Raw genomic sequence first — 13,678 nt, 5'->3', positions numbered from 1 at the left:
AATGGGGAGCTGTTACATTTCTTTGCCAAGCACGGCACACACTTAAGCACGCTTCTTGTAGGAGCAGCCTTGTGCTGCGAAGAGGCCGGTCAACCTTGCACAAATGTGTTGGCCATACTGGCCTCTTCGCAGCACAAGGCTGCTCCTACAGGGTGTGTGCTGCTTTCAGATCAATGCACCCACACTTCTACCCGGCGATTACGCAGTCGCCCTTGCTCCAGCTCGTTCCCTGCCACTGGCAATTCATCTCCCATCCCGGTCACCTCCAGCACCTCCACGCCATCGCGCGCCAGCTCGCGGCGCACCGCCTGGGCCCTTAGGCGGGAGAGCAGAGCGGCGCGACCGGGTGTCTCCTTGGGGTCGCCAAAGCCCACCAGCACCGCCTTGCGCTGCAACTTGCCCGCTTGGCGCAGGTAGTCGGCAACCCGCTGGACATCGCGCAGGGCCTTGTTGTCGAGGCTGGCGCTGCCTTCCTGGAAGCGGAAATTCACGCTCAACCGTTGCGCCTGTAGGGCGAGGGTGCGATAGCGCGGCGGCATGTCGGCCTGAAGGGGCACAGGTTGGGCCTTGATCTGCTGCGAAACGAAACCCTGTTGGGCGACGATCGCCTGGCCCGCGGGACTCTGGGTGAAATCGGCCAGCGCCTTGGCCTGGGGCTTGGGGTTGGCCGGCAGGTAGAAGTACAGGCGCCGTGACAGCGGGTAGTCCTCGCTGGCCACCAGTGCACGCTCCGGCAGCATGGCCGGCGCGTCACCTTCGGCCACCGCCAGCACCTTGGCTCCATGCACCGCCGCCAGGCTGCTGAAGCCGATGGCCTGGCGGTCGGCGCCCACTCGCGCGGCCAGCTCGTCGCTGGACTCGAAGCGTTGGGCCTTGGGCGAAAGCTCGCTTTGCTGGGGTTCCAGCACCAGGGCCTTGAAGGTCTCGAAGGTACCGGAGCGGTCGTCACGGGCGTACAGGTGGATGGCCCCGCCGGCAACACCCAATTGCTCCCAGCGCTGGATCTGCCCGGCAAAGATCTGTGCCAGTTGCTCCGTGGTGAGCTGTGGTAGCGGGTTGTCGGGGTGAACGATGACCGCGACGCCATCCAGGCCGATGACTTGTTCGGCGGCAGCGGCGCGCAGGTCGCCCAAAGCCTGCAGTTGGCTTGCTTCGTTGTCGTTGATAGGCCGCGACGCGGCGGCCAGGTCGGCCTCGCCATGGCCCAGGGCGACGAAGCCGGTGCTGGAACCGTGTGCGGCGATGTCGATGCGCAAAGGCTGGCCATGCTTATCGCGAGCGGTGATGACAGTCTCGTTGGCCAGCTTGCCTGGGTATTGTTCGATGGCGGTAGCTTGCTGTGCGCGCAATTGCCCTTGCACCAGCGCTGGCAGCAAGGCCGCGCCGATGGTGTTGGAGCCTTGCACGCGCAGGTGAGCGGGCTCGGCCAGGGTCGCCAGCGGCAGCAGGGTGAGCAGCAAGACAAGCAGGCGGGGCATGCCGGAAGGCCTATGGCATAGAGATGGCCGGCAGATTACGACAGTGGCGTGATGATAATGTGACAGTCCATGGGGCAGTGAAAGGCCGCCCCTGTAGGAGCGGCCTTGTGTCGCGAAAGGGCCGCAAAGCGGCCCCAGCGGTTTCAATGCGCCCCGGCAGACTTGCTCAGGTCACTTTCCGCCCACTCGGTATAGATGCACGCATCCGCCACCGCCCAGCGCACCTTCACGGTATCCCCCGGCTGCATCGGCATGCCCGCCGCCGACAGCGCCTTTACCGTCAGCTCGGTACCGCCCGCGGTCACCACATGGCAGGTCTGGCTCTCGCCCAGGAACAGCACTTCGCCAACCTTGGCGCTGACCTGGTTCCACCCCGCCGGCAGCGGCTCGCGCGCGGCCTGTTCGGCGGTCAGGGCCAAGGCCTTTTCCGGGCGCACCATGATCAGTGCATCCTGCGAGGCGGCCAGGCCCGGGGTCAGGCGGATGGCTACCGGCTGGCCCTCGAAGCTGCCCGCGCCATTGCTGCTGGCCTTGATCCGCAGGAAGTTGGAGTTGCCCAGGAACGAGGCGACGAAGGCATTCGGCGGGTTCTGGTACAGGTCGTAACCGGTGCCCAGGCCGACGATCTTGCCATGGCTGAAGATGGCGATGCGCTGGGACAGGCGCATGGCTTCTTCCTGGTCGTGGGTGACGTAGACGATGGTGATGCCCAGGCGCCGGTGCAACTGGCGCAGTTCATCCTGCAGGTCTTCGCGCAGCTTCTTGTCCAGCGCGCCGAGCGGTTCGTCCATCAGCAGGATGCGCGGTTCGTACACCAGCGCCCGGGCGATAGCCACGCGCTGCTGCTGGCCACCGGACATCTGCGACGGCTTGCGATGGGCGAACCTCTCCAGCTGCACCAGCTTGAGCATGGCATCGACGCGCTTGCTGGTTTCGCTGGCACTGAGCTTGCGAATGGCCAGCGGGAAGCCGATGTTGTCGCGCACGTTCAGGTGCGGGAACAGCGAATAGCGCTGGAACACCATGCCGATGTCACGCTTGTGCGGCGGCACGTTGACCAGTGACTGGCCATCGACCAGGATCTCGCCGCTGCTCGGCGTTTCGAAGCCTGCCAGCATCGACAGGGTGGTGGACTTGCCCGAGCCGCTGGAACCGAGGAAGGTCAGGAACTCGCCGTCCTGGATTTCCAGGTCGAGGTTGTCCACGGCGGTGAAGTCGCCGTAGTGCTTGTTCAGGCCGCGCAGGCTGACCAGGGTCTTGCCGTGCGCGTTGTCTTTGATCACTGCACTCATTGTTGTTTTCTCCGCGCGCTCAGGCGTTGGCTTCGGTGCGCCGGCGCAAGGCGGCGGCAATGAACATGACAAGCAGCGACAGGCCGATCAGCAGGGTCGAGGCCACGGCGATGACCGGGCTGAGGTCCTGGCGCAGGGTGGTCCACATCTTTACCGGCAGGGTCTGCAGGTCGGGGCTGGCCATCATCACGCTCAGCACCACTTCATCCCACGACACCAGGAAGGCGAACAGGCCGCCGGCGATCATCCCCGGGCGAATCGCCGGGAAGGTTACCTTGAAGATCGCCTGCAGGCGGGAGGCGCCGCAGATCACCGCGGCATCCTCGATGGATTGGTCGAACAGCTTCAGCGAATTGATGATCGAGATGATGGTGAAGGGCAGGGCGACGATCACGTGGCTGACCACGAAGGCGAACAGCGTGCCGGTGTAGCCGAGCTTGAGGAACAGCGCGTACACCGCCACGGCAATGATCACCAGCGGCACGATCATCGGCATGGTGAACAGCCCGTACAGCAGCTCGCGGCCCGGGAAGCGGCCGCGCACCAGGGCAAACGCGGTGGGCAGGCCAAGCAGCACGGCGGCGATGGTGGTCAGCACGGCCACCTTCAGGCTGGCCAGCGCGGCGTCCATCCACTCCGGGTTGGAGAAGAACTGGCCGTACCACTTGAAGGTCCAGCCCGGTGGCGGGAACACCAGCCACTGCGACGAGCCGAACGACAGCAACACGATGAACACCACCGGCAGCAGCAGGAAGGCCGCGATGACCCCGGTGGTCAGGTACAGGCCCGTACGCAGCGGGCGGCCCATGGCATTGGGAGACAGGAGCATGGCGGTTTACCTCGCGTTGCCAACCGGGGATTCCGGCTGCAGCTTCAGGTACAGGTAGAAGAGCACCAGGGTGATCACCACCAGCAGTGCGGCGGCGGCGCTGGCCAGGCCCCAGTTGAGGAACGACTGCACCTGCTGGATGATGAATTCGGGCAGCATCATGTTTTGCGCACCACCCAGCAGGGCCGGGGTGACGTAGTAACCGAGCGACATCACGAACACCATCAGTGCCCCGGAGAACAGCCCCGAGCGGCACAGCGGCAGGAACACTTTCCAGAAATTGGTCCACGGGCTGGCGCCACAGATCGAGCCGGCCTGCAGCACCATCGGGTCGATGGCGTGCATGGTCGCCTGCAGCGGCAGCACGATGAACGGGATCATGATGTAGCTCATGCCGATCACCACGCCGGTCAGGTTGTGCACCATTTCCAGCGGGGCATCGATGATACCCATGGCCATCAACGCCTTGTTGATCACCCCCGAGCTCTGCAGCAGCACCAGCCACGAGTAGGTGCGCGCCAGCAGGCTGGTCCACATCGACAGCAGCACGATGTTCAGCAACCAGCGGCCCCAGCCCTTGGGCACCAGGGTAATTGCCCAGGCCAGCGGGAAGCCCAGCAGCACGCTGATCAGGGTGACCACGCCGGCCACCGAGAAGGTGTTGAACAGCACCCGCGCATAGGCCGAGTTGGCAAACAGCTGCTCGTAGTTGCCCAGGCCCGGCGTCGGCTCCAGCACCCCGCGCAGCAACAGGCCGGCGAGCGGGGCGAAGAAGAACAGGCCAAGGAACAGCAGCGCCGGCAGCAAATTGCGGCTGCCTTTCCAGCGCTGGCTCAGGCTGACGCGGCGGGGGGCCGTTCCCGGGGCGCCGGTGCCCGTGGGGGCACCTTGCGCGTTATGCAGGGCGTTGATGGCGACTTTCATTTGACCAACCACTCATTCCAGCGGGCTGCGATGGCCTGGCCGTTCTTGGCCCAGTAGGCGAAGTCGAGGGTGACCTGGTCCTGGGCGTAGGCGGTCGGCAGGTTCTGCGCGAGGTCTTTGTCCAGCTTGGCCACGCTGTCGACGTTCACCGGCGCGTAGGCGGTCTTGTTGGCAAACTCGGCCTGGCCTTCGGCGCTGCTGGCGTTGGCCAGGAACTTCATGGCCGCGTCCTTGTTCTTGGCACCTTTGGGGATGACCAGGAAGTCGGCCATGACCAGGTTCTGCTTCCAACTCACGCCCACCGGTGCACCGTCTTGCTGCAGGGCATAGACGCGGCCGTTCCAGAACTGGCCGAGCGAGGCTTCACCCGAGGCCAGCAGTTGCTGCGACTGGGCGCCGCCGCCCCACCAGACGATGTCTTTCTTGATGGTGTCGAGCTTCTTGAAGGCGCGGTCCAGGTCCAGCGGGTACAGCTTGTCGGGGGCTACGCCGTCGGCCAGCAGGGCCAGTTCCAGTACGCCCGGGCTGGGCCATTTGTACAGGGCGCGCTTGCCGGGGTAGGTCTTGGTATCGAACAGGGCGGTCCAGTCCACCGGTTTGTTGGCACCGAGCTTGCCTTCGTTGTAGCCGAGCACGAAGGAGAAGAAGAACGAGCCGACGCCATGGTCGGAGACGAAGCGCGGGTCGATCTTGTCGCGCTTGATCTGGGTGAAATCGAGGGGTTCTAGCAGGCCTTCGCTGGCGGCACGCAGGGCGAAGTCGGCTTCGACGTCGACCACGTCCCACTGCACGTTGCCGCTCTCGACCATGGCCTTGAGCTTGCCATAGTCGGTGGGGCCGTCCTGGACGACTTTGATGTCGGTGGCTTTGGTGAAAGGTACGGCCCATGCTTCTTTCTGGGCGTCCTGGGTGGTACCGCCCCAGCTGACGAAGTTCAGGCTGTCGGCGGCCTGGGCGGCCTGACATGCCAGGGTCAGCAGGCTGGCGGACAGCACTGCGGTTACACGTTTGCTCAACAGCATGGTTACGCCCTCGTTGCTTTTGTTATTCGAGGCGGGGCTTGTGGTGCGCCCGCCAACAGTGTTCGGGGAGCAGCTAAAACAAAGTGTTTTTTGGCCGTTTTTGATTGTAGGTGCCGGCCTGCAGATTCAAGGTCTACGGGATATCATATTATGGTATTCCAAACTTTTGGCAAGAGGTATGAGGCTACCGGCCATCACTCCGCCCCTTTCAGAAACAGCGCGGGCCCTGTGGGAGCGGGTTCACCCGCGAATGCGTTGGTGGCTTCACCATCGCATTCGCGGGTGAACCCGCTCCCACAGGGCCCTGCCAAGTCAGTTGCTTCGGTGTTTTAGCCGACCATGTCCGGCTCGAAGGGGATGCTCTGCACCACCTCCAGCTCATACCCTGCCAGCCCCGCGTATTTCAGCGGCGGGCCCAGGTGGCGCAGCTTGCCCACGCCCAGATCCTGCAGAATCTGCGCGCCTGTACCCACCTCCGAGTACACCTTCGATTGCCCACGCTGGTAAGGCCGCACCGGCTGGGTCAGCTGCGGCACGCGCTCCAGCAGCGCCTGCGAGGACTCATGGTTGGCCAGGATCACCACCACGCCGGCGCCTTCCTCGGCCACCTTCTGCAGCGCCGCCCAAAGCGTCCAGTTGGCGGGGCCGGCGTATTCGGCGCCGACCAGGTCGCGCAGCGGGTCGATCACGTGCACTCGCACCAGGGTCGGCTGCTCGCGGCGGATATCGCCCATGACCATGGCCATGTGTACGCCACCTTCGATGCGGTCTTCGTAGGTGACCAGGCGGAAGGTGCCATGCACGGTCGGCAGTTCGCGTTCGCCGATGCGCTTGATGGTCTGCTCGGTGCTCAGGCGGTAGTGAATGAGGTCGGCAATGGTGCCTATCTTGATGCCGTGCCGGGCAGCGAACACCTCCAGGTCCGGGCGGCGGGCCATGGTGCCGTCATCGTTGAGTACTTCGACGATAACCGACGCCGGGGTGAACCCGGCCAGGCGCGCCAGATCGCAGCCGGCTTCGGTGTGGCCGGCGCGCGTCAGTACACCGCCTTCGCGGGCGCGCAGGGGGAAGATGTGGCCGGGTTGCACCAGGTCTTCCGGGCGGGCGTTGGGGGCCATCGCCGCTGCCACTGTACGTGCCCGATCAGCAGCGGAAATACCGGTGGTAACGCCCGTGGCAGCCTCGATCGACACGGTGAAGGCGGTGCTGAAAACGCTGCCGTTGGCCGGCACCATCTGCTCCAGGCCCAGGCGTTGGCAGTGATCGTCGGTCAGCGTCAGGCAGATCAGCCCGCGCGCTTCACGGGCCATGAAGTTGACGGCCTGGGCGTCGCAACGCTCGGCGGCGATCAGCAGATCGCCTTCGTTTTCCCGGTCCTCGTCATCCACCAGCAGGACCATCTTGCCTTGCCGGTAGTCCTCGAGAAGTTCTTCGATGCTGTTGAAAGCCATGTTGCACGCTCACTGTGGTGGGGTGATTATTATGGTATACCATCATACACAAATATCGCCGTAACAGGAGAACAGCGCATGAAGGCCTATTGGATCGCCCATGTGGACGTGACCGACCCCGAGCAATACCAGCAGTACACCCAGCGCGCCCCGGCTGCCTTCAAGGCATTCGGCGGCCGTTTCCTGGCCCGTGGCGGGCGTAGCGAGGCGATGGAAGGGCGGCCTACCCCTCAGCGTAGCGTGGTGATCGAGTTCGATTCGTACGAGCAGGCGCTGGCGTGTTACCGGTCCGAGCTGTACCAGGAGGCTTGCAGCCATCGCCAGGGGGGGGCGAAGGCTGAGGTGATCATCGTCGAAGGGGTCGAGCCCTGAGTTGGATTTGCGGCCTCTTCGCGGGTAAACCCGCTCCCACAGGTACGCCACAGATTTCGAAGTCTGTGGCGTACCTGTGGGAGCGGGTTTACCCGCGAAAGGGCCGGACCTGCCTCAAGGCATGCCAGGCAACTCATGCGGCCGCAGGTCGAATACCAGCACCTCGGCATCCACCCCGTTGCCCAGCTCCAGCACCTGTTCCTGCCTCACTCGCACCCCATCCCCTTCATTCAGCACTTGCCCATTGAGCTCGATGCTGCCCCGGGCCACATGCACATAGGCATGGCGGTTTTCCGGCAAGGTCAGGATGGCACGCTCGTCACCGTCGAACAGGCCGGCATACACCCGCGCATTCTGCCGTACCTGCAATGACCCCTCGGCGCCATCCGGCGAGATGACCAGGCGCAGCTTGCCGCGCTTTTCCTCGGCACTGAAATGCTGTTGCTGGTAACGCGGCGTTGCCCCCTGCACGTTCGGTACGATCCAGATCTGCAGGAAGTGCACCGGCTGCACCTGGCTGTGGTTGAACTCGCTGTGGGCCACGCCGTGGCCAGCGCTCATCAGCTGCACATCGCCCGGGCGGATCACCGAGCCGGTGCCCAGCGTGTCCTTGTGCTCCAGCGCGCCTTCCAGCACGTAGGAGAAAATCTCCATGTCGCGGTGCGGGTGTTGACCAAAGCCCTTGCCGGGGATGACGCGGTCGTCGTTGATCACCAGCAGGTCCGAGAACCCTTGCTCGTCCGGGTTGCGGTAGTGGCCGAAGGAGAAGGTGTGGAACGATTTCAGCCAGCCATGAAAGGCCAGGCCGCGGTCTTTGGCGTTACGGACGGTGAGCATGGTGATTCTCCTTGAATGCCGGGGCCGGGAGGGCTGCCCTGCTGTTTATGGAGATAACTTTACTGTCACCTATTTCTTTAAAAAATAGTGTCTGGAAGGAATGACTGTCTTGTCATGTGTGACAATTATCCCAGGTTTTTGTAGGGCAATTCTGAGTTTTCCGCCGCTCGGTTTCTTTCTGTTTTGCCGGTGATAGCGTCGAGATTTCCATACAGGGAGTTGCTCATGACACGCATATCGATACATGGCAAAGGACAGGCACTCGATGGAGACCTCACCACCACCGGGGCGCTCTGCATAGCCAGCAGTACCAATTATCGGGGGAACGACCAGCGTGCTCTGCGCCTGGGGGACACCACGACAGAGTGCCCGGAATGCAAGAAGCCCGGTTTAATCGTTGAAGGGCTGCCTTTCTTCAACATTGAAGGAAAACCAGCTGTGGTAGACGGGGCGCTGGTCAAGTGTGGCTGTCCAGAGGGCAATAACCGGGTCATTGCAAGGTCTGCGGTTCACTCTGCGGGTGGCCGTGCAACTCAGACAGCGCCATCGTCGCCTACCACCCGGAGTTCGCCTTCCTCACCGGAGCAGACCCCAGCCCAGGCTTTCAGCGCTTTTGAACGCGACTCAATGGCAACATTAGAGCCGGGTTTCCATATCTTGCAGCGCAGCATGTCATTCGAGCAGGTGCTGCAAAGCCTGGGCGCAACAAATAGCCTGCTGCCTGTCTCGCTGCTGCAACGCCTCAATCCGACCTTTCCCGAAGGGTACAAGGCGGGCGAGATTTTTGTCCTCGGCAGCCCGAGTAGTGGCTATGCCTGCAGCTTCGAGGAGAACCAGCTGATCATGGTGGCAGAGAGGGCGCGGAAGTCGCTATCGATTCTCTCCCATGAAGAAGCCAACTTCATGATGGAACACATCGGCGAGATTGCTGGAGTGCTCAATGGGGCGAGCCAGTCGATGGGCGTGGGCAAGGACATGCTTGAGCGGGGGTTGGGGCAGGTCAAGGATACGTTGAAGGGGATCGAGGCTCTGCATCAACGAGAGTTCGCGATATATGGCCATTTGAATAGTCCGAGTTTCTTTACTGCGCGTAGGGAGCTTTATCAGCAACTCGGGGCGCAATTGCGGGTCGGATTTTTGAACAAGGCATTAAATCTGGGAAGTCATGACACCTTGCGCCGAGACCTCGGCATCTCCACGAAAAGCGTTGTACATCACTGGAAGAAGGCAGGTGCGCCGGGGCAGATACCCGGGTATGCAACACATCTGGATGAAGTGGCGAAGACCTCACAGTATCTCAAGTATGGCGGCTGGATCGGGGTCGGGCTTGGCGGTGGCTCCTCTTATCTGAAGGTTCATGAAGCTTGCCGCGCAGGTGAGACCGAAGAATGCAAGAAAATCCGATTCACAGAGACCGGGAGCTTCTCGGGTGGGTTAGCCGGGGGAATGGCAGGCGCAAAACTGGCGGCTGATGCATCTCAACTGGTTTGTGCATTTGGCATATACGGCAAAGTGGCTTGCGGAGTTTTGTTGGTTGGCAGTGCTTCATTTGCTTTGAGCAAAATGGGCGAAGGTCTTGGAGAGACGACAGGTGAGTTACTGTTCGAGAAACTCTATGACTGAGTTCACAGCGTGGCCTATCAACTTGCGGCTTGCATTTCTATTGGCGCCCTTTGTCATCGGGGCTGTCGGACTTGGAGTTCACTACCGTTTAACAATGGGGCGGCGCTTTGAGGAGCTTTGCTCGGCGTTTCAGAACAGCCCGGGCCTGAAAGAAGATCTGAAGTATTGGACCACGATATCGATCCGAACGAGGGCAATGATTGTTTCAGGCGTTATGCTGGGAGCAGTTTTTCCTGTGCTGGTTGTTCGTAGAGGGCTGTTGAATGCTGAAGACTGTCGGAACTGTCCCATCCCTCTCAAACGTCGCTTGCAAATCTCCTTTTGGTGTAATGCTGTTGCATGCACATGGGCAATTGCAGCCTGGACCATCATTGGATTCGGCAAATAATAGCCATAAAGAGATTCGCCGGCCTCTTATTTGAAGTAATGAACTGCTTCAAGTTGTAAGGCCAGACGACAAAGCCCGCTCGCGCGGGCTTTGTCTTCACCGATGCTACGTTCAAACCGGGAGATAGCAAGCGTGATCACGCCTGCAAATAAACCGAAACGGTATATCTGGCGCTGGGTAGTGGTGATAATGCTTAAGCCTATCATCTTTTGGTATGTCGCCACACCTTAGGTGAGTTTTCATTTTTCTGACAAAGGCCAGGGGCGTCTTGGTTATATCTTAAATGTTCAAGATGACATTTCAAAAGGTGAGATCTACCCAGGTGAAGCCACAGGCCGCGCCGGGCATATCTTCCCGAACGACCAATTTTTCATGCAGCTCGATTGGAACAACCGTGGTAAGTGGCACTGCATTCGGGCCAAACCCAAGTGGCCCAGGGTCGATATCTACATCGGGGCGGACGGTGCCATAGATAGCCGCACCGATGGCAGATTCATTGAAGCCTGCGGGCCATTTCCGCCATAGAAGCAAAAGACCCGCCTAGGCGGGTCTTCTGGTCATCGATTTACTGCAGGTGCACTTTAAGTTCGGTGCCCGCCTGGCGCATTGCCGCCTTTACAGCCGGTACCTGGCTCAGCGGGTTGAGCAAGCCATAGTCATGAATCATCCCGTTGTACCGCACCGAGGTCACAGTCACGCCAGCGGCATTCAGCTTGCGGGCATACGCCTCACCTTCATCGCGCAGCACGTCGAACTCGGCCGTTTGCACCAGGGCCGGCGGCAGGCCCTTGAGCTGTTCACTGCTGGCCCGCAGCGGCGAGGCGTAGATCTGTTCCCGCGCCTTGGCATCGGTGGTGTAGTTGTCCCAGAACCACTTCATCATCCCGGTGGTCAGGAAGTGCCCCTCGGAAAACTGCTTGTACGACGCAGTTTCGAAGCTGGCATCGGTCACCGGCCACAGCAGCAGCTGGAAACGCAGAGCCGGGGTGCCGGCCTCTTTGGCTTTCAAGGCCACTACTGCCGCCATGTTGCCGCCGACGCTGTTGCCGGCCACGGCCAGGCGCTTGCCGTCCACGCCAATTTCCTTGCCATGCTCGGCCACCCAGCGGGTGGCGGCGTAGGCCTGGTTGATCGCGGTCGGGTAGTGCGCTTCCGGCGATGGGGTGTAGTCGACGTAGACCGCCACTGCGCCAGAGCCAACCACCAGGTCGCGGATCAGCCGCTGGTGGGTCGGGAAATCGCCGAGCACCCAGCCGCCACCGTGGAAGAACATGAACACCGGCAGTTCACCCTTCACGTTGGCCGGGCGCACCACTTGCAGTTTGATCGACTCGCCGTTGGCCTGGATGGTGCGTTCCTTCACCTCGATACCCGAGAGATCGACCTTGACCGAGGCCTGGGCACCGGTCAGCACCGCGCGGGCGTCTTTCGGGCTGAGCTGCTCCAGTGGCTTGCCGCCGCCTTGTTCCAGGGCTTCGAGGAAGGCCTGGGTGTGCTGTTCGATACCCGGGCTGCCAGCAGCGAAGGCGCTGGAAACGGACAGGGCCAGAAGGGAAGCGGTAAGGGTTTTGTGGACAATGTTCATGAGCGAATCCTTTTCTGTTGAATGTTGGTAGTGGGCGTCTTGCCTGGCCTTCAGGGCCATCGCTGCGACTTGTGCGTAGATTAGGGAGATGCGCTGATGGGAAAAAGCCGCTATAAAGCGTTTGACTGTCACCAAGAGCGAGACAATGAACCCTTACGAAGACATGCGGATCTTTGCCCAGGTCATGGAAGCTGGCAGTTTCACTGCGGCTGCCGACCGCCTGGGGATGTCCAAGCAATCGGTCAGCCGGCGCCTGATGCAGCTTGAGGAGCGCCTGGGCGTGCGCCTGCTCAACCGCTCCACCCGGCGCCTGGATGCCACGCCGCTGGGCCAGCACTACTACCAGTCGGCGTTGCGCCTGCTCGGCGAAGTGCAGCAGGTGGAGCACGACATCAGCGGCCAGGCCCAGGCCTTGCGTGGCACCTTGCGTCTGAGTGCGCCGCTGTCGTTCGCCATGGCGCACCTGGGGTGCCTGCTGACCGAGTTCCTGCAGTTGCACCCGCAGGTGGATGTGGAGGTGGACTTGAGCGACCGCGCAGTGGACCTGATCGGCGAGGGCTATGACCTGGCGCTACGGATTGGTGCGCTGGAGGATTCCAGCCTGATTGCGCGGCGCATTGCCAGTGTCGAGCGGGTGTATTGTGCGAGCCCGGCGTACCTGGAGGCTCGGGGCGTGCCGGCCAGGCCGGAGCAACTGGCTGGGCATGATTGCCTGCCGTATGGTCATTCGCGGCAGGTGCAGTGGCAGTTCCGCCAGGGCGGCAAGGTACAGGCGATCCAGGTAGTCGGGCGGATGCGGGCTAACAATGGCGAGCTGCTCAGGGATGCGGCGATTGCCGGGATGGGGGTGACTTATCTGCCAACCTTCATCGTGGGACAGGCGTTGGCGGATGGGCGACTGGTGACAGTGCTGGATGAGTGGCGGCCGCCAGCACTGCAGTTGTCGGCGGTGTACCCCCAGCACCGGCAGGTGGCGCGGCCGGTTCAGGGGTTTGTGAACTTCCTGCGTGAGCGCTTGGTGCAGCTCTGACCTTCGGGAGATTGCCCAGCCCTTTGGGCTGCGCTGTCGCGCAGAGAACCAATATCGCTCGTCTGACGCGTCCTTTGTAGGAGCAGCCTTGTGCTGCGAAGAGGCCGGTACAGCCAATAGACAGGCTTTGTCAGCCCCGGCCTCTTCGCAGCACAAGGCTGCTCCTACAGGACCTCGCCGAACCAATGAGTCATGTGTTGTTCTATGAGAGCGGGTTTACCCGCGAAGAGGCCGGTGCAGGTCAACGCATCAGTTCATCTACCCTGACCCACCCACCATCGAACTCATCCATGGCATCCAGCACCGCTTCACGGAAATACGCCAGCGATGCCCGATCAAACAGCAACTGCAGCGCCGGCCTCTCATCGCTCCCCACATTCAGCACGATCACGTTGATCCGCGCCGCCGAGGTCTGCGCCACCGCCCCAACGGGAAACGCCCGGGCGCGCAAGTCCACCCCGCACAACTTGGCCATCACCGCGCTGCAATGCACCCCCGAGAGCTGCAGCCAGGCATGGCTATCCTGGCGCGGCAGCAGGTAGTTGCGCCGGGTATCCTGCACCCACCCGGCCTCTTCGGCAGCCACCCGTGCACCGCCGTCGGCCAGGCTGCCCAGCAACAGGTACTCGGTCTGTGACAAGCGCGCTATCCAGCCACCGTCTTCCTGGCGTACGGCCTGGTTGGGTAGCGACGGCAAGCGGTAGCCACGCGCCTGCAGGCAAGCGGCACTGTCGCCCCCGCGAAACCCGACCCGTGCCAGATCGGTCAGGTCAGTCAACGCGCAGGTATGCAGCAGTTCGGCCTGCGGGCCGGGTGAAATAAAAGCTTTGGCTTGCAAACTGGTCAT

Annotated in this window: 12 protein-coding genes; 3 read left to right on the top strand and 9 right to left on the bottom strand. The window is 62.1% G+C overall.

Annotated features, from left to right (window positions below; genetic code table 11):
• Positions 1-170: 170 nt before the first annotated feature.
• The 6 genes from WM94_RS16755 to ribBA all read right to left on the bottom strand — a co-directional run bounded on the left by WM94_RS16755 (position 171) and on the right by ribBA (position 6,996).
• Complete coding sequence (locus WM94_RS16755) at positions 171-1,478, bottom strand: substrate-binding domain-containing protein (protein ID WP_061551745.1); 1,308 nt, start codon at positions 1,476-1,478, stop codon at positions 171-173.
• A gap of 143 nt (positions 1,479-1,621) precedes the next feature.
• Positions 1,622-2,770: an ABC transporter ATP-binding protein gene (locus WM94_RS16750; protein ID WP_061551744.1), complete on the bottom strand. Its 1,149-nt coding sequence runs from the start codon at positions 2,768-2,770 to the stop codon at positions 1,622-1,624.
• 19 nt (positions 2,771-2,789) lie between these two features.
• Positions 2,790-3,599, bottom strand: coding sequence for an ABC transporter permease (locus tag WM94_RS16745; protein ID WP_015270845.1), 810 nt, complete (start codon positions 3,597-3,599; stop codon positions 2,790-2,792).
• 6 nt (positions 3,600-3,605) lie between these two features.
• On the bottom strand, positions 3,606-4,523 hold the full coding sequence (locus WM94_RS16740) for an ABC transporter permease (RefSeq protein WP_015270844.1): 918 nt from the start codon (positions 4,521-4,523) through the stop codon (positions 3,606-3,608).
• Positions 4,520-5,545, bottom strand: coding sequence for an ABC transporter substrate-binding protein (locus WM94_RS16735; protein WP_013973153.1), 1,026 nt, complete (start codon positions 5,543-5,545; stop codon positions 4,520-4,522). The genes WM94_RS16740 and WM94_RS16735 overlap by 4 nt, the downstream gene beginning before the upstream one ends.
• A gap of 329 nt (positions 5,546-5,874) precedes the next feature.
• Positions 5,875-6,996: a bifunctional 3,4-dihydroxy-2-butanone-4-phosphate synthase/GTP cyclohydrolase II gene (gene ribBA / locus WM94_RS16730; protein WP_061551743.1), complete on the bottom strand. Its 1,122-nt coding sequence runs from the start codon at positions 6,994-6,996 to the stop codon at positions 5,875-5,877.
• A gap of 78 nt (positions 6,997-7,074) precedes the next feature.
• Between ribBA and WM94_RS16725 the strand changes: the two genes are divergently transcribed.
• Positions 7,075-7,368, top strand: a complete 294-nt coding sequence (locus tag WM94_RS16725; RefSeq protein WP_061551742.1) for a DUF1330 domain-containing protein — start codon at positions 7,075-7,077, stop codon at positions 7,366-7,368.
• A gap of 114 nt (positions 7,369-7,482) precedes the next feature.
• Here WM94_RS16725 and WM94_RS16720 read toward each other — a convergent pair whose 3' ends face one another.
• Positions 7,483-8,205: a pirin family protein gene (locus tag WM94_RS16720; RefSeq protein ID WP_061551741.1), complete on the bottom strand. Its 723-nt coding sequence runs from the start codon at positions 8,203-8,205 to the stop codon at positions 7,483-7,485.
• A 225-nt stretch (positions 8,206-8,430) separates the two neighbouring features.
• On the opposite strand from WM94_RS16720, the gene WM94_RS16715 reads away from it, so the two are divergent.
• Complete coding sequence (locus WM94_RS16715) at positions 8,431-9,828, top strand: PAAR domain-containing protein (RefSeq protein WP_061551740.1); 1,398 nt, start codon at positions 8,431-8,433, stop codon at positions 9,826-9,828.
• A 953-nt stretch (positions 9,829-10,781) separates the two neighbouring features.
• Here the strand turns inward: WM94_RS16715 and WM94_RS16705 are convergent.
• Entirely contained in the window at positions 10,782-11,801 is a 1,020-nt protein-coding gene (locus tag WM94_RS16705; RefSeq protein WP_061551738.1) for an alpha/beta hydrolase, read from the bottom strand.
• 145 nt (positions 11,802-11,946) lie between these two features.
• Between WM94_RS16705 and WM94_RS16700 the strand changes: the two genes are divergently transcribed.
• Positions 11,947-12,831: a LysR family transcriptional regulator gene (locus WM94_RS16700; protein WP_061551737.1), complete on the top strand. Its 885-nt coding sequence runs from the start codon at positions 11,947-11,949 to the stop codon at positions 12,829-12,831.
• 241 nt (positions 12,832-13,072) lie between these two features.
• Here the strand turns inward: WM94_RS16700 and WM94_RS16695 are convergent, their stop codons facing one another.
• Complete coding sequence (locus WM94_RS16695; protein ID WP_061551736.1) at positions 13,073-13,678, bottom strand: sarcosine oxidase subunit gamma; 606 nt, start codon at positions 13,676-13,678, stop codon at positions 13,073-13,075.

This window comes from Pseudomonas sp. ABFPK, from assembly GCF_001586765.1.
Taxonomy (GTDB): domain Bacteria; phylum Pseudomonadota; class Gammaproteobacteria; order Pseudomonadales; family Pseudomonadaceae; genus Aquipseudomonas; species Aquipseudomonas asiatica.
Note: the sequence above shows the minus strand (reverse complement) of the source record. Positions and strands in the feature narration are given on the sequence as shown.